The 18,787-nt window shown below is 60.1% G+C and carries 23 protein-coding genes and 1 tRNA gene; 10 read left to right on the forward strand and 14 right to left on the reverse strand.

Annotated elements, in window-relative coordinates; genetic code table 11:
- Nucleotides 1-223 precede the first annotated feature (223 nt).
- From AB4048_RS22180 to sufA, 3 genes are all read right to left on the reverse strand, one after another.
- Nucleotides 224-1,492, reverse strand: a complete 1,269-nt coding sequence (locus tag AB4048_RS22180; RefSeq protein WP_442204152.1) for a D-arabinono-1,4-lactone oxidase — start codon at nt 1,490-1,492, stop codon at nt 224-226.
- Between the two features lie 121 nt (nt 1,493-1,613).
- Nucleotides 1,614-2,294, reverse strand: coding sequence for a LysE family translocator (locus AB4048_RS22185; protein WP_442204153.1), 681 nt, complete (start codon nt 2,292-2,294; stop codon nt 1,614-1,616).
- A gap of 23 nt (nt 2,295-2,317) precedes the next feature.
- Complete coding sequence (gene sufA / locus AB4048_RS22190; RefSeq protein ID WP_442204154.1) at nt 2,318-2,710, reverse strand: Fe-S cluster assembly scaffold SufA; 393 nt, start codon at nt 2,708-2,710, stop codon at nt 2,318-2,320.
- Nucleotides 2,711-2,853: 143 nt separating this feature from the next.
- On the opposite strand from sufA, the gene AB4048_RS22195 reads away from it, so the two are divergent.
- Both AB4048_RS22195 and AB4048_RS22200 read left to right on the forward strand, forming a co-directional pair.
- Nucleotides 2,854-3,159 (forward strand): type II toxin-antitoxin system RelE/ParE family toxin, encoded by a 306-nt coding sequence (locus tag AB4048_RS22195; RefSeq protein WP_442204155.1) that lies wholly within the window; start codon nt 2,854-2,856, stop codon nt 3,157-3,159.
- A complete protein-coding gene (locus tag AB4048_RS22200) occupies nt 3,156-3,458 on the forward strand; it encodes an addiction module antidote protein (protein WP_442204156.1) in 303 nt (100 codons plus the stop codon). The genes AB4048_RS22195 and AB4048_RS22200 overlap by 4 nt, the downstream gene beginning before the upstream one ends.
- Before the next feature lie 27 nt (nt 3,459-3,485).
- On the opposite strand, the gene AB4048_RS22205 is transcribed toward AB4048_RS22200, so the two are convergent.
- The 8 genes from AB4048_RS22205 to AB4048_RS22240 all read right to left on the reverse strand — a co-directional run bounded on the left by AB4048_RS22205 (nt 3,486) and on the right by AB4048_RS22240 (nt 10,976).
- Nucleotides 3,486-3,866 carry an SUF system Fe-S cluster assembly protein gene (locus AB4048_RS22205; RefSeq protein WP_442204157.1) on the reverse strand — a complete coding sequence of 127 codons (381 nt, stop codon included), beginning with the start codon at nt 3,864-3,866 and terminating at the stop codon, nt 3,486-3,488.
- Between the two features lie 114 nt (nt 3,867-3,980).
- Complete coding sequence (locus tag AB4048_RS22210) at nt 3,981-5,222, reverse strand: cysteine desulfurase (RefSeq protein WP_442204158.1); 1,242 nt, start codon at nt 5,220-5,222, stop codon at nt 3,981-3,983.
- 14 nt (nt 5,223-5,236) lie between these two features.
- Nucleotides 5,237-6,514 carry a Fe-S cluster assembly protein SufD gene (sufD, locus tag AB4048_RS22215; protein ID WP_442204159.1) on the reverse strand — a complete coding sequence of 426 codons (1,278 nt, stop codon included), beginning with the start codon at nt 6,512-6,514 and terminating at the stop codon, nt 5,237-5,239.
- A gap of 24 nt (nt 6,515-6,538) precedes the next feature.
- Entirely contained in the window at nt 6,539-7,294 is a 756-nt protein-coding gene (gene sufC / locus AB4048_RS22220; RefSeq protein ID WP_442204160.1) for a Fe-S cluster assembly ATPase SufC, read from the reverse strand.
- Between the two features lie 99 nt (nt 7,295-7,393).
- A complete protein-coding gene (locus tag AB4048_RS22225) occupies nt 7,394-7,807 on the reverse strand; it encodes a HEPN domain-containing protein (RefSeq protein WP_442204161.1) in 414 nt (137 codons plus the stop codon).
- Nucleotides 7,804-8,169 (reverse strand): nucleotidyltransferase domain-containing protein, encoded by a 366-nt coding sequence (locus AB4048_RS22230; RefSeq protein WP_442204162.1) that lies wholly within the window; start codon nt 8,167-8,169, stop codon nt 7,804-7,806. Before AB4048_RS22230 ends, AB4048_RS22225 begins: the two co-directional genes overlap by 4 nt.
- A gap of 28 nt (nt 8,170-8,197) precedes the next feature.
- Nucleotides 8,198-9,664 carry a Fe-S cluster assembly protein SufB gene (sufB, locus tag AB4048_RS22235; protein ID WP_442204163.1) on the reverse strand — a complete coding sequence of 489 codons (1,467 nt, stop codon included), beginning with the start codon at nt 9,662-9,664 and terminating at the stop codon, nt 8,198-8,200.
- Nucleotides 9,665-9,809: 145 nt separating this feature from the next.
- Entirely contained in the window at nt 9,810-10,976 is a 1,167-nt protein-coding gene (locus tag AB4048_RS22240; RefSeq protein WP_442204164.1) for a cysteine desulfurase family protein, read from the reverse strand.
- A gap of 217 nt (nt 10,977-11,193) precedes the next feature.
- On the opposite strand from AB4048_RS22240, the gene AB4048_RS22245 reads away from it, so the two are divergent.
- Together AB4048_RS22245 and AB4048_RS22250 are read left to right on the forward strand one after the other, a co-directional pair.
- Nucleotides 11,194-11,871, forward strand: coding sequence for an alpha/beta hydrolase (locus AB4048_RS22245; protein WP_442204165.1), 678 nt, complete (start codon nt 11,194-11,196; stop codon nt 11,869-11,871).
- 313 nt (nt 11,872-12,184) lie between these two features.
- Nucleotides 12,185-13,054 (forward strand): amino acid ABC transporter substrate-binding protein, encoded by an 870-nt coding sequence (locus AB4048_RS22250; RefSeq protein WP_442204209.1) that lies wholly within the window; start codon nt 12,185-12,187, stop codon nt 13,052-13,054.
- Between the two features lie 28 nt (nt 13,055-13,082).
- Here the strand turns inward: AB4048_RS22250 and AB4048_RS22255 are convergent, their stop codons facing one another.
- A complete protein-coding gene (locus AB4048_RS22255; RefSeq protein ID WP_442204166.1) occupies nt 13,083-13,634 on the reverse strand; it encodes an alpha/beta fold hydrolase in 552 nt (183 codons plus the stop codon).
- 152 nt (nt 13,635-13,786) lie between these two features.
- Between AB4048_RS22255 and AB4048_RS22260 the strand changes: the two genes are divergently transcribed.
- Nucleotides 13,787-14,287 (forward strand): GNAT family N-acetyltransferase, encoded by a 501-nt coding sequence (locus tag AB4048_RS22260; RefSeq protein ID WP_442204167.1) that lies wholly within the window; start codon nt 13,787-13,789, stop codon nt 14,285-14,287.
- A gap of 33 nt (nt 14,288-14,320) precedes the next feature.
- On the opposite strand, the gene AB4048_RS22265 is transcribed toward AB4048_RS22260, so the two are convergent.
- Entirely contained in the window at nt 14,321-14,872 is a 552-nt protein-coding gene (locus AB4048_RS22265; protein WP_442204168.1) for a PAS and helix-turn-helix domain-containing protein, read from the reverse strand.
- Between the two features lie 93 nt (nt 14,873-14,965).
- Between AB4048_RS22265 and AB4048_RS22270 the strand changes: the two genes are divergently transcribed.
- The 5 genes from AB4048_RS22270 (at nt 14,966) to AB4048_RS22290 (ending at nt 17,998) form a co-directional block, all read left to right on the forward strand.
- On the forward strand, nt 14,966-15,703 hold the full coding sequence (locus tag AB4048_RS22270; protein WP_442204169.1) for a CoA transferase subunit A: 738 nt from the start codon (nt 14,966-14,968) through the stop codon (nt 15,701-15,703).
- Nucleotides 15,703-16,356 carry a CoA transferase subunit B gene (locus AB4048_RS22275; RefSeq protein WP_442204170.1) on the forward strand — a complete coding sequence of 218 codons (654 nt, stop codon included), beginning with the start codon at nt 15,703-15,705 and terminating at the stop codon, nt 16,354-16,356. The genes AB4048_RS22270 and AB4048_RS22275 overlap by 1 nt, the downstream gene beginning before the upstream one ends.
- 116 nt (nt 16,357-16,472) lie before the next feature.
- Nucleotides 16,473-16,547, forward strand: a tRNA-Glu gene (locus AB4048_RS22280).
- Nucleotides 16,548-17,237: 690 nt separating this feature from the next.
- Complete coding sequence (locus tag AB4048_RS22285) at nt 17,238-17,555, forward strand: hypothetical protein (RefSeq protein WP_442204171.1); 318 nt, start codon at nt 17,238-17,240, stop codon at nt 17,553-17,555.
- A 158-nt stretch (nt 17,556-17,713) separates the two neighbouring features.
- A complete protein-coding gene (locus AB4048_RS22290; RefSeq protein WP_442204172.1) occupies nt 17,714-17,998 on the forward strand; it encodes a hypothetical protein in 285 nt (94 codons plus the stop codon).
- Between the two features lie 12 nt (nt 17,999-18,010).
- Here AB4048_RS22290 and AB4048_RS22295 read toward each other — a convergent pair whose 3' ends face one another.
- A complete protein-coding gene (locus AB4048_RS22295) occupies nt 18,011-18,787 on the reverse strand; it encodes an exodeoxyribonuclease III (RefSeq protein ID WP_442204173.1) in 777 nt (258 codons plus the stop codon).

The following is an 18,787-nucleotide window of genomic DNA, read 5'->3' on the forward strand; positions in this document are numbered from 1 at the left end:
TCAAACCCAAATGCGGCGCTAAACAACTCATCAGGGCGGTGCGAAGGCTGGTGGTCATCGAAGGATCCTTTTGCTGAAGAATCCTCCATTCCATCATATCGCGCCGCCCGCCGATACACTGTCGTGTACTGTGCTTCGAAACACGCAAATGTTCTATCTGTTTGTTTTTACGCAATTCCGGGCGGAAAACCGCGTCACACTTGTCCTGGAATTGCCCCAGCGCTTACGTCGCGTTCGAACCGAACACCTTCTCTTCCAGCCATGGGTTCGAAAACTTGCCGCTCGGGTCCAGCCGCTCCCTGAGCCGCGCGAAATCGGGGAACTTCGCGTAGCGCGCGCCGAGACCACGGCCCGCAAATACCTTGCCCCAGTGCGGCAGCGCCTCGTAGGGAGCAAGCGCCGCCTCGATCTCGGCGGTCGCGGCATCGACGGCCGCTTGATCTCTTACCCAGGTGAAGTGGAAGGACAGCGTGTCTCGCCCATATTGCGGGCTCAGCCAGAGATCGTCGGCGGCGACGGTGCGCAGTTCGCCTGTCTGCAGCAGGGGGCGGAATTTTTCCGCAATCGAGAGCAGCACTTCGATCGCCGCTTTTGCGTGGCGGCGCGGCACATGCAGTTCCGACTGGATCTCCTCGCCGTTGCTTGGCGTGAAGCCCATCCGGAAATGCGGCAGCCTGTCGGACCAGCGCCCGGCAACGCCGAACTGTTCCGTGACGTTTTCGGCGTCGAGCCCGATGATCGGATGCCGCTTGAGGGTGGCGCGTTTGGCCCCGTGGAATTCCGCCGGCCCGTCGCCGGCCGGCGAGGCTCCTGAAGATACGGCTTGTTTGATCCAGACCGAGCCCGCCTGATCGCCCCATTGGGTAAAGACGCTGACGCTGTAGCCCGCGGACGTGATCTCATCGAAATGGTCGAGGAGGTTTGCCCAACTCAGGCCTTCATAGATCGTCTGCGCCACCTCGAATTCGGGTTGGACGTCCAGCGTCACGCGCGTGACGACGCCAAGCGCGCCGAGATGCACGACCATGCCGGCAAAGTCGGGATCGCCGCGCTTGGCCCTGACGATGCTGCCGTCACCCGCCACGAGTTCGAGTGCGGCGACAGCCGTCGCGAGGTTACCCAGGCGGTCGCCGGAGCCGTGCGTCGCCGTGGCGATGGCGCCGGCGATCGAGATGTGCGGCAGGGAGGCGAGATTGTGGATCGCGAGCCGGTGCCGCGCGAGGAAGAGCGCAAGCTCGCCGTAGGTCGCGTGCGCGCCGATCGAGACCTGTGCGCCGCCCGTCTCCAGCGCCGGATCGGCCGGCAGATCGGTCAGCATCATCGCAAGCGTGCCGTCGACAATGCCGTTGAAGGAGTGGCGCGAGCCGAGCACCTTCACCGAACGGGCAACCGACACGGCCTCTGCGACCTGTTCCAGCGAGGCCGGAAACAGCCCGTCGCGAAAGCCGTAGTGAAAACTTCCCGCCCAATTCGTGGCTGGAACCCGGTTCATTCGACTAGCCTCCTGATGCTTGCCATGTTCGCCCATGCTTCTGCGCTAATATGGGTAGCGGCAAACCTCTCGCGCCGCCAGAGCATTCGAATGATGCTCCCGCCTGAACCGACTGCGGCGCTTAAGCCATGCACGACCAGGCGGCCGAGCCGAAGGCGCCGACGCCGAAAAGGATCAGCATGTAGTTGGTCGCGCGTCGGACCTTGGCGGTGAAATTCACGGAAAGGCGATCCCTAGCGAGGCTGACGGCGCCGCTGAGGAACAGCCACCAGGCGAGCGATCCTGAAAAGACGCCGACGACGATTATGGCCGGGCCGAAGCGGTGGGTGTCGCCGCTCAAGCCGAACGCGGCGAACAGCGCCCCGAAGGAGAGGATCGCCGCAGGGTTGGAAATGGTGAGCACAAACGTCGATATGGTCGTGCGCAGGAAATCGCTTGCGCCGATCCGAGCCGCTTCGGGTTGGCCGCGCCTCAGTCCGCGATAGCCGATCCAGCAAAACACCAGCCCGCCGACAAGCGCCAGCGGCACGGCCGCGCCGGTGACCGCACTGGAGAAGGCGACCAGCCCCGCAACCGCGACCAGCGCGTAGCTCGCATCTCCAAGCGCCGTGCCGAGCCCGCCGGAGAAACCTGCCCAGAACCCGTGCTCGATCGACCTGTTGATGCAGAGCGTGCCGACCGGGCCAACCGGCGCGGTGATGACGACGCCGAGCAGCGCAGCCTTGATGAACAGCAGCAGCGGCATCTTATTCAGGCATTCTCCGGGAAGCAAAGCATCACGATCCGCGGAACGGGCGGCCATGATCATGGCGCGTTAACTCGGTCTCAGGTGGCGGGCACGACGGCGTCGCCGCGCGCGGCTAGAGCCGCGAGGTCAGCGGGCTTCAGCTCGACGGATTCGCCGCAGCCGCAGGCCGAGGTCTGGTTCGGATTGGTGAAGGTGAAGCCGGACCGCAACGTCGTCGCCTCGAAGCCCATTTCCGTTCCGAGCAGATAGAGTATGGCGGAAGGGTCCACCCAGACGCTGGCGCCGTCGCGCTCGATCAGATCGTCCTTCGGGTTCGGCTCCTTGACGAGATCGATGGTATACTCCATCCCGGCGCAGCCGCCCTTCTTGATGCCGACGCGAATGCCGATGGCGTCCTCGCCGGAATTCTCCACGATCGCCTTCACCCGCGCCGCGGCCGCCTGCGTCATGCTCATCACTGCAAAGCCCATGGGCTCGTTCTCCTGTCGCAACCGGGGTCAAGATCCGGCGCTTTGGTTCAATTTAAGAGGCAAAGCTGCTTGCTTCAATACCCGAATCTTAGCTAAAGCGCCCGGCCGTTGACATGTGTGCTCCATGGAGTACATTTTTTGACGTGTTTAAAATATATCGTACAAAGCATTTCATCGACTGGCTTTCTCAGCTGAACGACCGCCGCGCTGCTGCACGGATCGCCTCCCGCCTTCTGCGCGTTGAGGCCGGCAATTTGGGTGACGTGAAACCGGTTGGCGAGGCTGTGAGCGAGATTCGCATTGATTATGGCCAGGGCTACAGAGTCTACTTCATTCGGCATGGGCAAATGGTGATCGTGCTTCTGTGCGGTGGTGACAAGAGTAAGCAACAGAAGGATATCGCAATGGCAAAGCGCCTAGCGAGAGAATGGAAGGAGTTGCAATCGTGACTATCGAAACCCTACCGTTCGACGCAGCGGAAGTTCTCGACAGCGATGAGGCAGTCGAAGAATTCATGGCGGCGGCCTTCGAGACCCAGGATCCTGCATTCATCGCCAAAAGCCTCGGAGTTGTCGCAAGAGCGAGAAACATGACTGAATTGTCGCGCGAGACCGGCATGAGCCGCTCCGCGCTCTACAAGGCACTGAGCGGGGAAGGCAACCCCGAGTTCGCGACAATCATGAAGGTCATGAAAGCTCTGGGCATTGGCCTTGCTCCCATCATCCCGACAGATAAGACCGCCGCCTGATCGAAAACCCTGGGCACGCGTCCACCGTCAATACCAGCCTATCGACACCTGCGCCTCTTCCGACATGCGGTCCGGCGTCCACGGCGGGTCGAAGGTCATTTCGACTTCGACGCCTGACACGCCTTCGACGGCGCCGATGGCGTTCTCCACCCAGCCGGGCATTTCGCCGGCCACCGGGCAGCCGGGTGCGGTAAGCGTCATGACGATCTTCACCATGCGGTCGTCTTCGATGTCGATCTTGTAGATGAGGCCGAGTTCGAAGATGTCGGCCGGAATTTCAGGATCGTAGACAGTCTTCAGCGCGGAAATGACGTCGTCGCTCAGCCGCGCCAGCTCGTCGGCCGGAATGCTGGAATGGACGATGCCTTCGCGCACGTCGGTTTTTTGTTCGCTTACGTCCAAACTCATCAAGGACACTCCTTAGAGCATGTCTCCCGAAGTTGAGCACCGGTTTCGGACGAAGACATGCGTTCATCAAACAACCAAAGCGCGGCAAGCGAGCCTGAAAGATCGCGCCGCGCTTTAGGCAAAGAAGTTGCGCGCATATTCCAGCGCGTCGGCCAAGGCATCGACCTCGGCGCGGGTATTGTAAAGGCCGAACGATGCCCGGCATGTGGAGGTGACGCCGAAGCGTTTCAAGAGCGGCTGCGCGCAATGCGTGCCGGCTCGCACCGCGATACCCCTGCGGTCGATCACCATGGACACGTCGTGCGCGTGAATGCCGGCCAATTCGAAAGAGAAGATGCCGCCCTTGCCGGGCGCGTTGCCGAAGACCTTGAGCGAATTGATCGCCCTCAGGCGCTCGGCGGCATAGGCCGCGAGATCCGCCTCGTGCCGGGCGATCGCGTCGCGGCCGATCTTTTCCATGTAGTCGAGCGCGTAGCCGAGGCCGATCGCCTGTACGATCGGCGGAGTGCCGGCTTCGAAACGGTGCGGCGGGTCGTTGTAGGTGACGTTGTCTTCCGTGACATCGAAGATCATCTCGCCGCCGCCCTGGAACGGTCGCATCTCGCGCAGCCGGTCCTTTTTGCCGTAGAGAACACCGATGCCGGACGGGCCGTAGAGCTTGTGGCCGGTCATGACGTACCAGTCGCAATCGATGTCCTGGACGTCGACGGGCATGTGCACGGCGCCCTGGCTGCCGTCGATCAGCACCGGAATGCCGCGCTCATGGGCGATGCGGCAAATTTCCTTGACCGGGACGACGGTGCCGAGCGCGTTCGACATATGGGTGATCGCGACGAGCTTGGTGCGCTCGGTCAGGCTCTTTTCGAAGTCCCCGATATGGAAGGCGCCCTCGTCGTCGACCGGTACCCAGACCAGCTTGGCACCCTGCCGCTCGCGGATGAAATGCCAGGGCACGATGTTGGAGTGATGCTCCATGATCGAAACGACGATCTCGTCGCCCTCACCGATGTTCGGCATGCCCCAGCCATAGGCGACGGTATTGATCGCCTCTGTCGAGGACTTGGTGAAAACGATGTCATCGACCGAAGGGGCATTCAGAAAACGGCGCACCTTTTCGCGCGACGCCTCATAGGCCTCGGTGGCCGCATTGGAGAGGAAATGCAGGCCGCGGTGCACATTCGCATATTCGCTTGAATAGGCGTGCGAGACCGCGTCGATCACCACCTGCGGCTTCTGTGCGGAGGCGCCATTGTCGAGATAGACCAGCGGCTTGCCATAGACCGTCTTCGACAGGATCGGGAAATCCCGCCGAATGGCTTCTACGTCGTAGCTTCTCGCCGGCATTATCTTGTCCATTGCATCCGATCCAATCAGGCGTGCTTCTCGAGCCAGGCCGAGACGATGTTTTCCAGCGCCTCGACCAAAGCTTCGTCTTCCAGTTCCTCAACGATCTCGGCGACGAATGCGTTCACCAGCATCGCGCGCGCCTTGCTCTTCGGGATACCGCGCGCCATCAGGTAGTAGAGATGGTTGTCGTCGATATCGGCAACGGTGGCGCCATGGCCGCACTGGACGTCGTCGGCAAAAATCTCGAGTTCCGGCTTTACGGAGAACTCGGCATCATCGGACATCAGCAGCGTGTTGCAAGCCATGCGCGCGTCGGTCTTCTGGGCATCCGGGGCTACCCGGATCATACCCTGAAAGACGCCGCGCGCGCGGTCGAACACCACGTTGCGAACGATTTCCGTCGAGGTCGTGTGCGGCACGTTGTGGCCGAGCACCAGCGTCACGTCGGTATGCGTATCGCCACCGAGCAGGTTGATGCCGCGCACCTTGAGATCGGCGCCCTCGCCGGTGACGGCAATCTGGAACTCCTGCCGCACGAGCTTGCCGCCGGCGTTGATGACGAAGAGCTTCAGCTTCGCGTCTTTTTCGAGATTGACGCGGATCTGGCCAAGATGCGTGTCCTCGCCACCCTGCTGCTGCAGGATGATCCAGGTCACGTCGGCGCCCTCGCCGATCGTGATGTCACCGACCGAAGACACCAGGGCGACAGCGTCCGTCACCGCATAGTGACGTTCGATGACCGTCGCCTTGGATCCGGCGCCGAAGTTGGCGGGCAGCCGGGTATGGACCTGGCCGCCGGCATGAACGAGCTGGATTTCGACGGGCGCGGCAAGTTCGGCGCCTTCAGCGATCGCAACGACATAGCCATCGCGGACGAAGCTGCCGTTGATGCGGCCGATCGTATCGTCGCTCCCAAGCGCCGTCAGCGCCGAGGCGGCGGTGCCGTCGCGAAGGGCGTCGGCGTAGCGGCCGATCGCGACTGCTTCGTCGCGAGCCGTCTTCGCCTCGGACACGCCCTGAAGAACGGACAGAACCGTGGAACCGCCCACGAGCGGTTCCAGCGCTTCGACCGTGCCGTGGCCGGCATCGACGGGTACGCTCCGCAACAGGCTTTTCAAGTCGGTGTAGTGCCATGCCTCGACGCGGCGCGTCGGCAGGCCCGCGGTTTTCAGGTCGTCCAGCAGCCGGTCGCGCGCGGCGAGCACGTCGCCGTCGCCGGGCAGCTCGCCCAACTGATCGTTATAGGCCTGAACCAGCGCGGTTTCCGCAGCGGTCAGACGGGGGGTGGTCTGCATGTTCATAGACACGTCGTCCTTTCCGCCCGATCAGGCTGCGGTATCGATGATATCGGCGTAGCCGTTGGCTTCGAGTTCATGCGCGAGCGTCTTGTCGCCCGACTTGATCACCTGACCCTTGTAGAGCACGTGAACGCTGTCAGGGACGATGTAGTCGAGCAGGCGCTGGTAGTGCGTGATGACGACCACGGCGCGGTCCGGCGAACGCAGCGCGTTGACGCCGTCGGCGACGATCTTCAGTGCGTCGATGTCGAGGCCCGAATCCGTTTCATCGAGCACGCAGAGCTGCGGCTGCAACAGCGCCATCTGCAGGATCTCGGCGCGCTTCTTCTCGCCGCCGGAGAAGCCGACGTTGAGCGGGCGCTTCAGCATGTCGAAATCGATCTGCAGCTTGGCCGCGGCTTCCTTGACGCGACGCAGGAAATCCGGCGTCGTCAGCTCGTCTTCGCCACGCGCCTTGCGCTGCTCGTTCATGGCCACCTTCAGGAACTGCAGGGTGGCAACGCCCGGAATTTCGACCGGATACTGGAAGGCGAGGAAAATGCCCTTGGCAGCGCGTTCGGCGGCGTCCAGTTCGAGAATGCTCTCGCCGTTATACAGAATATCGCCTTCCGTGACCTCATAGTCTTCGCGGCCGGAAAGCACGTAGGAGAGCGTCGACTTGCCCGAGCCGTTTGGGCCCATGATGGCAGCGACTTCGCCGGCCTTCACGGTAAGGTTCAGGCCGCGGATGATCTCGGTGCCATCTTCGGCGATGCGGGCGTGCAGGTTCTTGATTTCAAGCATTTCGTTCTTCCTGTTCATCGTGCAGGCAGCGAAGCCTGCGTTATTTCCAATCTGTTTGACGGCCTGCATTCGGGCAGGCCAAATCCGGAACTTTTCGTTTCATCGCTTGCGCGTGAAAGCTTGCATCAGATCACTCGCCTCGGTCATCAGCGCCTCAACCTTCGGAAGCAGCACGATCAGCCGCCGCTCGTCAAAATCGGCCACCGTCCCGCGCGGGCTGGGATAGCGGTATCGCGTGGCCGCCGGTGAGAGTTCGTCAAGCTCGAGAAAGCGCTCTCTCAGCGGATGACCTTTGGGAAGCAAGTCCGTCAGGCCACGAATGTTATGCATCGGCCCGGCCGGCACGGATTCGACTTCCAAAACGCCTCGAAGCAGCTTCTCTACGCATTGCTGTAGAAAATACGCCGCCTGGCGACGGTGTTTTTCGCGGATCTCCTTCGCCACTTCCAACTCTTCCGTAGCAAGTTGGAGAAACGAACCGACCCTCAGCCTTTGCAGTTCCTCTGGCGTCACGGCGGCATCTCACCATAAATGAGACGACCGCGATCTACGATTTGGCGGACGAACGATGTCTTCAAACCCAAGCTCGCTTCGAACACCTCCAGATCGCACGGAACGACATCAGTGCCGATCCCAGTTCCACGTAACGGTGCGTCTACCAGTTCGTAGTCGTCGCAGCCGAATGCGCCGTTCCGCTTTGCCAGAACGAGCAGATCGAAATCACTGTCCGGTCTGGCATTACCCGTTGCTCGACTGCCAAACAGCCATATCGCCTGCGGGTCCAGAGCCGCTGCCAAGCGCGCGACAATAGCCGACAGAGCATCCTGCTCGTTGGCATATTCTCCGAAATTGGCGCTGACGGCCTGGACGCTCACTTGCTGGTTCTCCAACGTTCTGACGGGCTTAGCCGACACTGCCTTCCAGCGAAATGCTGATCAGCTTTTGCGCTTCGACCGCGAATTCCATCGGTAGCTCCTGGAGGACTTCCTTGACGAAGCCGTTGACGATCAGGGCGATTGCCGCTTCGGTCGGGATGCCGCGCTGCAGGCAGTAGAACAGCTGGTCCTCCGATATCTTCGAGGTCGTGGCCTCGTGCTCGAAATGCACGGTCGAGTTCTTCGCCTCGATGTAGGGCACGGTATGCGCGCCGCACTTGTCGCCGATCAGCAGCGAATCGCACTGCGTGAAGTTGCGCGCGTTCGACGCCTTGCGGTGGGCCGAGACCTGGCCGCGATAGGTATTCTGCGAGACGCCGGCGGCGATGCCCTTGGAGACGATGCGGCTCGACGTATTCTTGCCGAGGTGGATCATCTTCGTGCCGCTGTCGATCTGCTGATGGCCATTGGAGACGGCGATCGAGTAGAACTCGCCACGGCTATCGTCGCCGCGCAGGATGCAGGACGGATACTTCCAGGTGATCGCGGAGCCGGTCTCGACCTGCGTCCAGGAGATCTTCGAGCGAGCGCCACGGCAATCGCCGCGCTTAGTTACGAAGTTGTAGATGCCGCCCCTGCCTTCCTTGTCGCCCGGATACCAGTTCTGGACGGTGGAATACTTGATTTCGGCATCGTCCAGCGCCACCAGTTCGACCACGGCGGCATGAAGCTGGTTCTCGTCACGCTGTGGCGCGGTGCAGCCTTCCAGATAGGAGACGTAGGCGCCTTCTTCAGCGATGATCAGCGTCCGTTCGAACTGGCCGGTGTTCTTCTCGTTGATGCGGAAGTAGGTGGACAGCTCCATCGGGCAGCGCACGCCCTTCGGCACGAAGACGAAGGAGCCATCGGTAAAGACGGCCGAATTCAGTGTCGCATAGTAGTTGTCGGTGGTCGGAACGACGGTGCCTAGATATTTCTGCACGAGATCGGGATGCTCGCGGATGGCCTCGGAGATCGACATGAAGATCACGCCGGCCTTCTTTAGCTCTGCCTTGAAGGTGGTGACGACGGAAACCGAGTCGAAAACCGCATCGACGGCGATCTTCTTTTCGACCCCGGCAAGCAATTCCTGCTCTTTCAAGGGAATGCCGAGTTTTTCGTAGACCTTCAGGATTTCCGGATCGACCTCGTCAAGCGACTTCGGCCCTGGCGTGCTCTTCGGCGCGGCGTAAAAGTAGATCTCGTTGAAATCGATCTTTGGGTAATCGACGCGAGCCCATGTCGGCTCTTCCAGCGTCAGCCAGCGGCGATAGGCGCCGAGACGCCATTCCAGCATCCATTCCGGCTCCTGCTTCTTGGCGGAAATGAAGCGGATGATGTCTTCGGACAGGCCCTTGGGTGCCTTGTCCATTTCGATGATGGTTTCAAATCCATACTTGTATTGGTCCACATCGATCAGGCGCACCTGATCGATCGTTTCCTGAACCGCGGCCATGTCGTTCTCCAATCTCGCCGGATACAAGGTCCGGCAGCTTGTCAACGGTAAGCAAACTTTAGTTTACCCCGTATGTAGTGGGCCAAAGGGGACTTTTCATCCCAATTGGCAAGTAGAAAATTGCTTCTCTTCGATTTAACGGCGCTCACGCCGCCTCGCCCGCCGACTTACGCCGGCCGGCAATTTTTTCAAAGACGGCGAGCGCACGGTCGATCTCTTCTTCCGTGGTCGAAAAACCAACCGAGATCCTCAGCGCCCCAAGCTTCGGATCCTGGCCCATTGCCGTCAAAACGTGACTTTCTCCAACTTTCCCGGAGGAACAGGCGGATCCCGCGGACAACGCTACGCCTTCAATATCAAACGCAATCTGTCCGGTTTCGGATTTGAGCCCCGGCAGAGTGAAAAAGCAGGTATTCGCAATCCGCATCGCTTCAGCGCCATGGATGATCACATCCGGCGCTGCCGCCCGCATGCCATTTTCCAGCCGCTGCCGCAGGGCGGCAGCGTTAGCGGTGCGCTCGGCGAGGTCGGCAACAGCGGCGACAGCCGCCGCTCCGAAGCCCGCGAGGCAGGCTACGTTCTCGGTTCCTGACCGATGACCCTTCTCCTGTCCGCCGCCATGAACCAGCGGCTTCGGCATCAGGGCTTCGCCACGCGAAATGAGAGCGCCTGCGCCCTTCGGTCCGCCGATCTTGTGGGAAGAGACGATCAGAAAGTCCGCGCCGATCTCGTTGATGTCCAGCGGCAGCTTCCCGGCCGCCTGGACGGCGTCGACGACCAAGATACCGCCATGCGCCGCGACGATCTCAGCGGCCTCGCGCACCGGCTGGACGATGCCCGTCTCGTTGTTGACGAGCATGATCGCCACCATCGGCAGGCCGCTATCCCTGTCGTGGGCGGCAAGCAGAGCACCGAGCGCCGAAAGATCGGTCGTGCCCTCGGCCGTCACCGGGATCTCGCTCACGTCGGCCTTGCCGAAACGGCCGCCCTCGCGCACTGCCGGATGCTCGATCGCCGAGACGTAGAGATGGCCTATTTTGAGCGGCGTCCGACCCATGCGGAAGTCCGGTGTCAGCACCATGTTCGCGGCCTCGGTCGCGCCACTGGTGAAGACCACATGCGCCGGCTCGGTGTGGACGAGACTTGCTACCTGGCGCCGCGCATTCTCGATCGCGGCACGCGCGGCGCGGCCCTCGCCATGCACGGAATTCGGATTTCCGAAGAGGTCGAGCGCGCGCAACACGGCCTCGCGCGCCGCGGGATGCAGCGGCGTGGTCGCATTCCAATCCAGATAAAGGCGCGCTACCGCCATGACCTTTTCCTGCCCAATTGCGCCGCTGGAGGAGCGCGGCTCATTTTTCTTGAAATTTCCGTCGGCCATGCCTTATGACACGTTCCACGATGCGTAGACGGCCATGCCATTTTTCGAACCGTTCTAAACTGCGTTCTAGAAAAGATGAGCGCATTCGTCAAGTCAACTTGCTGCATTGCGCCGGGATGAGCGCAGAAAAATAAGAACCGGAGTTCAGATGCCCGAAGTCATTTTCAACGGCCCAGCAGGCCGCCTTGAAGGCCGTTACCAGCCCTCCAAGGAAAAGAGCGCGCCGATCGCCATCATCCTGCATCCGCACCCGCAGTTCGGCGGCACGATGAACAACCAGGTCGTCTACCAGCTCTTCTACATGTTCCAGAAACGCGGCTTCACGACGCTGCGCTTCAACTTCAGGTCCATCGGACGCAGCCAGGGCGAATTCGACCATGGCGCCGGCGAGCTCTCGGACGCCGCCTCGGCGCTCGACTGGGTACAGAGCCTGCATCCCGATTCGAAGAGCTGTTGGGTTGCCGGCTACTCCTTCGGCGCCTGGATCGGCATGCAGCTGCTGATGCGTCGCCCGGAAATCGAAGGCTTCATGTCGATCGCGCCGCAGCCGAACATCTACGACTTCTCCTTCCTCGCCCCCTGCCCGTCCTCCGGCCTCATCATCAACGGCGACGCCGACAAGGTAGCGCCGGAGAAGGACGTGAACGGTCTCGTTGAGAAACTGAAGACGCAGAAGGGCATTCTGATCACCCACAAGATCGTCACCGGAGCCAACCATTTCTTCAGCGGCCAGACCGAAACCCTGCTTGGCGAGTGCGAAGACTATCTCGACCGCCGCCTGAACGGCGAACTGGTGCCTGAACCGGCGGCTAAGCGGATCAGGTGATAATGGCTGGGATGGGCGTGGCCGAAGCGCTGCAACGTCTGCGACGATAGGCAAAGGCGAGCAGCGCGTCCCGCTCGAGGGCTTGAGATCGGAGCGGACGGCGCGCTCGTCGCGCCTGCCCAGGCGATGCGCCGCAAATTCTGACCCCCAACAAACCCGCCTCCGTCAGGCGGTTCAACGACCGGTGTCGCGGCGGTGTCTGCGATTGACAAATGGCGGCGAGACCATAATCTGCGCTCAACCTAATATTCATCTGCTTTCCGGAGACTAGGATATGCCGGTGCCGCAGCCCCGCATGCAAATCTTCAGGCGAATGAGCTGGTTGCTGGCGACGGCTCTGTCCGTTTGCATGTCGCTTGGCGCAGCGAGCGCCGGGACGCTCGACACGCTGCCTGAGCGGGGAACGCTACGCATCGGCTACATCGTCGGCGAGGCGCCGTTCTCATCCAGCAAGGCGGACGCAAAACCGACGGGATATGCGATCGACCTCTGCGGAAAAGTCGCCGATGAAATCGATCATCTCGTTCCGCAGTTGAAGCGCGAATTTGTTGAACTTACGCTCGCCAACGGCTTCGATGCCGTCAAAGACGGTCAGGTCGACCTGCTTTGCGGTGCGATCACCGTCAATCTGGAGAGGCGGGAGATCGTCGACTTCTCGCAGCCGATATTCCTGACGGGAGCGAGCGCGCTGCTGCGCAAGGATTCTCCCGACTACCTGCAATCCCTCTTCCTCGACAAGCCCGCTGTTCGCGCCGTCAGCCAGCACCTCGCATCGACCAGCGTCATCGGCGTGCGCGCAAACACGACGACGGCCGCAATCTTGCGCGAGGCTGGCAGCATCGAAATGTCGAAAACGCGGATTGCAGATTTCGAAACGCACGATGACGGGCTCAAGGCGCTGGAGGACCATAAGATCGACGCCTATTTCGCCGATCAGGTACTGCTGATGAATTTGGCAAAGCGAGCGCATAAACCGACGTCACTCGAGGTCGGCGACCGCCTGTTCACCCATGAACCGTACGCGATCGCCGTCAAGCGCAACGACGCCGACTTCCGCCTGCTGGTCGATCGTGCGTTGACCGACTTCTACTTGTCGGACGATTTTCTGCCGCTCCTCAAAACCTATTTCGGAAGCGAGGCGCCGATGCTGCACACGCAGATCATCATGGAGCACGTGCCCTAAGCCAGGGGGTCGCGAGGCCGCGCTGAGGCTACCCCACCGAACGAATGTCGCGCGCGACGTCGCTCATGTCATTGTTGAACTGGTGATCCCTGTGTTCGAACGTGCGGACCACGGCATGCGGAATGGCTTTCGAATAGAGATGAACATGGGTGGTCGGCACCACGTCGTCGTCCGCGCCATGATAGAAATAGACGGGAACGCCAGGCGGAAAACCTGCCGAGACGTCGTTGCGACCGTCGATGTCGTCGCTTGCCCATCCGCCTTCACCGATGAAGGGAGCAGCGATGACGAACAGGCCGCCGAACGTTGGCTTCTGCCGCTGCTCGGCAAGCGCATGGATCAGGATAGTCCCGCCGAGCGAATGGCCGACGAGAATTGCGTCTTCCTCTAGTGAGTTGAATTCGCTTACCAGCGCTGCCTTCCAGGCTGCGTAGCTGGCATCGTCCTCGCTGGGCATCCGGGGATAGCGGACAACATAGCCGTCGCCGAGTTCGCGCTTGAGGCTCGCCACGAGTTCGCTGTCCCACCGATCGTGGGCGCCCTCGCCGGCTCCTTGAACGAAGAGGACCTCCTTAGCCATCACGCCAATTTATTGGACGGAGCATACGGACGCAAGATTGGGTGATGTCCGCGCGCAGACCCCGCGCTCTTGCCTTTTTCAAGGTCTAAGCGAACGTCTGATAAAGCATTTGAAGACGGAACACGGCTCAACCCGAGGAGGAGGACAAGCCGATGAAGATCCGCGCCATAGGCTCCCTTGCCGATTTCGAAATCGCAAACACGCTCATCGACGCCATGGGCAAATGGGATGCCGAGCAGTCTCGCAGGTTCGGAGTGAAGGACAGCGAGTTGATGGAATATGTCTACGGGGATACGCCCGAGAAGCTAATGCGAAAGTTCAGCCAGCGCGCTGCCGGCTTCTTCCTGGCGCGTCTCGAAGACCATGCCGCTGGCTGCGCCGGCTATTCGAAGTCATCCGACGGCATTGCGGAATTGCAGAAGATGTTTGTTCAGCCGGAAGCGCGCGGCAGAGGCGTTGCCAAAGGCTTGATGAGCGCTTGTCTGGCCGCGATGCGCCGCGACGGATACGCAAGCGTGCGTCTAGAGACGGTCGCGTTCATGAGCGGCGCCATCGCCATGTACGAGGCCTTTGGCTTCAAAAGAAGCGACCCGTTCCGATCGGTTCCTACGAGGCTGCAGCCTATAACCATCTTTATGGAGAGAGCGCTTTAGCGACCCGACAGACTGTCGTCTCCCCGCAACGGCTTACTCGATCTCCGTCGAAAACCAGGCCACGAGTTCGGCGGCATTCTTGAGACCGGCGGAGCGCATGATGCGGGCGCGGTGGGCCTCGACGGTGCGGCGCGACAGCTTCAGCTCATCGGCGACGTCAGCACTGGTTTTCCCCTGGGCGATCATGGTGAGGATCTGCCGTTGCCGGCCCGTCAGGCGGTTTGCCGCATCGGCAAGAGGCCTATTCAGAGGCTGGAAGCAATAGATTGCCTCCGCGAAGGGATCGGACAGATTGCGACTGCGCCCATTGACCTTGCACCAGAAGCGCTTGCCCTCCGCCGTCGCCATGATGCGTTCGTCATAATAGATCTTCCCGCCCGCCATATGGTTGGACCAGAGCTCGCCGGTGCGCACGAAGTCGGCAAGTCCGGGATAAAGCCTGGAGAAGCTGCGATCGATCAGTTCCTGCCGGTGAAAACCGAAAAGGTCGGCAAAGGCGGAGTTGCAGTCGCGGATGATGCGGTGCGTGGCGAAAACGAGCGGCACGGGCATGTCCGTTAGAGGAAACTGCGTTTCAGGCGTCATACCGTGCCCCAAATATCGTCAAATGCAGTATAAATACGACTCCGCTCACGGGCAATCCTGCTCGTAGGCTCGGGTCATTGAGATTGTGCACGGATGGAGGAGATAGCCGTGGGAAAGGTCTATTCGACCGCTGTCGAAAGCCTCGCAGGGCTTCTGCGAGACGACATGACGATCATGAGCGGGGGCTTCGGCCTTTGCGGCATTCCGGAGGAGCTGATCGAGGGCATCCGGCTCTCGGGCGTGAAGGGACTGACCGTGATTTCGAACAATGCCGGCGTGGACGGCATCGGGCTCGGCAAGCTGCTTGAAACCCGCCAGATCAGGAAGATGATCTCGTCCTATGTCGGCGAAAACAAGCTCTTTGCCGAACAGTTCCTGACGGGCGCACTGGAGCTCGAATTCAATCCGCAGGGAACGCTTGCCGAGCGCATTCGCGCCGGCGGCGCCGGCATTCCCGCCTTCTTCACCCGTACCGGCTTTGGCACGATCATTGCCGAAGGCAAGGAAACGCGCAATTTCGATGGCGACGACTACGTGATGGAGCGCAGCCTGTTTGCCGACCTTGCTATCGTGCACGCGCATAAAGCCGACACGGAAGGCAACCTCGTCTACCGCAAGACCGCGCGCAACTTCAATCCGATGATGGCAACGGCCGCCAAGGTGACCGTCGCCCAGGTGGAGAACCTCGTCGCGGCGGGCGAAATCGATCCCGATCATATCCACACGCCCGGCATCTACGTGACGCGGCTGCTGCATGTCGCCAATCCGGCAAAACATATTGAACAGCGCACCACGCGCAGCAGGCCGGCTAGCAATGGGGAGGCAAGATAATGGCTTGGACTCGCGACCAGATGGCGGCCCGCGCCGCCCGCGAATTGAGAGACGGCTTTTACGTCAATCTCGGCATCGGCATTCCGACGCTCGTCGCCAACCACATCCCGCCTGATATCGACGTCAAGCTGCAGAGCGAAAACGGCATGCTCGGCATGGGTCCCTTTCCCTATGAGGGGGAAGAGGACGCCGACCTTATCAATGCCGGTAAGCAGACGATTACCGAGCTGCCGATCACAAGCTATTTCTCCAGCGCCGACAGCTTCGCGATGATCCGCGGCGGCCACATCAACCTGTCGATCCTGGGAGCGATGCAGGTGGCCGAGAACGGCGACCTCGCCAACTGGATGATCCCCGGCAAGATGGCCAAGGGCATGGGTGGAGCGATGGATCTCGTCAGCGGCGTGAAACGCGTCGTCGTGCTCATGGAGCACAGCGCCAAAGGCGAGCCGAAGCTTCTGAAGGAATGCAACCTGCCGCTGACCGGCCGCCGCGTCGTCGACCTTGTCATAACAGACCTTGCAGTCTTTCAGATCGAGCGCCGCGGCGAACCCAGGATGACCCTGATCGAACTGGCCGACGGCGTCACCCTCGATGAAGTGCGTTCGCTGACCGAAGCCAACTTCGACGTCGCGCTGACGAAAGCCGCCTAAAACTTACATATTGCATGACAATCAAGCCCGTCGATCCCTCGGCGGGCTTCGTCCATCCGCGTGGCTGCGCCAACTTGTAAGTTTTCGCGAACCTCCTATTTTAAAGCTCGCGACACGCGCCCTTCGTCTATCGGTTAGGACGACAGATTCTCATTCTGTAAAGAGGGGTTCGACTCCCCTAGGGCGTACCATCATCGTTGAAATCATTTATCTTTTGATGAGTACGCCCAACACGCGCCAACACCCCGCTCGTCATCAAACAATGTGGGCGGGCGCTACCGCACAAGCTGTCCCATTGGGTCTCTGACGAATAAACCGCGCAAGGGGAGCATTTGCTTAGCTACGCCTTTCTACGATTGGTTGCCCCGTCCTCACTCTGTTTCTCGAAATTCGATTGTTTTTTCAACTTCCTGAACGGGCGAAGGTGCGTTGTACTTCAGGGAGTGCGGCTGCGATGCTTAGGAAAAAATGACGCCCAGAACTTCATCGAACCTAATATAAAAACGTTTATAAATTCTATTTTACAACTAAAGCCTCCTTGGGTTGCATACAGCTGATGAATCGTACACATTTCGTCTGATTGCGTCACCTAAGCTGGAAACCATCCAATAGCGCCACCTTTTTGTACATTGAGGATATCACTTCTTCGCCGCGCGCGGGACGTGGTCGAGTTCGCCGTGCCTTTCTTGACCTTCTGGCTGCCTTAATATCACGTAATATACAATCTAAAATATCATTTATTCAAATATTCAACTTATCTATTGTCTCATTCCTTCGATATCGCGACAACCGCAAAGAAGGTGCGAAATGACTTACGTTTTACAGATAACGGCCAGATGTAAGGAAATATCCATACAAAGAACTCCAACTGAGTTGGACAAATGTTCAACAACTGTGGCGCACTTCATCCAGGAGCGTATCGAGAGAATCGCCGAGCCATTGATGTTCTTGGAGTTGTAGTGGCAGGCGTCGCTGAGATCTATCCACAAGCCATGGCACTCAAATACTTGGGGCCAATGATTATCGATGGTTTTGGCCAGCTTGCAGGCGCCGTGACGCGCGCCGAATCTGGGGCTACGATGGGTCAATGGCAGCGGCGACCAAGAGAAACATTTATAGACGGAGTATTGTTTGAAATTTATAAGACAATTTGCTTGGGGATTCATGTGGAGGTTGCTTTGCGGCCCTCAATCGTTTAGATTTATGCTTGGGATTACCCTCTTTATAGCATCATGCACGATGAAAATTATTGGACAAATCGGGATTTTGGCGTTCCCTATACTCGTAGCTGCGTACTATTTTTTTAGAGTTCGAGGCCGGCTCGCGGAATTGAAAAACAGGCTTGAGGAGAAGCAGCGTGGCGTACAATGAACTCATTACTCATTCTCAAATCGATAAGCTGCTTCAAGGGGTTGCAGAAAGCATCACATCATCACTCAAAGATGTCGTCCGGGCCGGCAAACCGGTAGGCCACAATCTACAACTTGTAGGCGACGCATTGAAGGCTGGCGCAAATTCACGCGGAAGAGCTGTCGGAGAGGTCCTTTCTGCCGTTGGGCAGGCCATGGAGGCGAGCTTCACCTTCAATCTCAATATATGTATGTGCTCGTCGCTTCAGCTGCGGTGGCGTATCGCAAGGTGATCTCTCCCGGCATCACTCGTTCCGCAATATCGCCCACACCGGCGCATGGTCGCTGGCGTCCGGCTCGCCCCGCACGTCCCGGTCGATGCCCGCCTTGTCGAGGCGGGGGGCGATATTTTTGCTGAGGAGGATATGGTCGAGGCGCAGGCCGGCGTCGCGCGGCCAGCGATTTCGCCGGTAGTCCCAGAAGGTATAGATGGTCTCGTTCGGGTGCGCCTTGCGAAGCGCGTCGAGCCAGCCTTGGTCGAGAAGCCGTTGGAACGCGGCGCGGCTTTCTGGCTGCACCAGCGCGTTGTCGTCGTAGGAGCGCGTCGGATAGATGTCGCGGGGCTCGGGAACGATGTTGTAGTCGCCGGCAAGCACGACCGGCAGGCCGGTTCCGAAGAGTTCGGCGGCATGCAGCCGCATGCGCTCGTGCCAGGCAAGCTTGTAGTCGAACTTCGGTCCCGGCCGAGGGTTGCCGTTCGGCGCATAGAGCGATGCGAAGAGGATCCCGTTCACCGCCGCTTCGATATAGCGGGGCTGGGTATCGGACGGATCGCCCGGCAATTCATCGCGAGTTAGCACCGGTTCGCTGTCCCTTGCCAGGATGGCGACGCCGTTCCAGGCCGCCTGCCCGCGCGAGACCGAGCCATAGCCAGCCGCTTCGATCGCAGCTTTCGGAAATTGCGTATCCGCCGCCTTCAATTCCTGCAGACAGACGACGTCGGGTTCAGCCGTTGCGAGCCACGAAAGCAGATTGTCGAGCCGCCGATTGATGCCGTTGATGTTGAAGGTGGCGATTTTCAT

This window comes from Rhizobium sp. RAF56, from assembly GCF_052113965.1.
Lineage (GTDB): Bacteria > Pseudomonadota > Alphaproteobacteria > Rhizobiales > Rhizobiaceae > Rhizobium.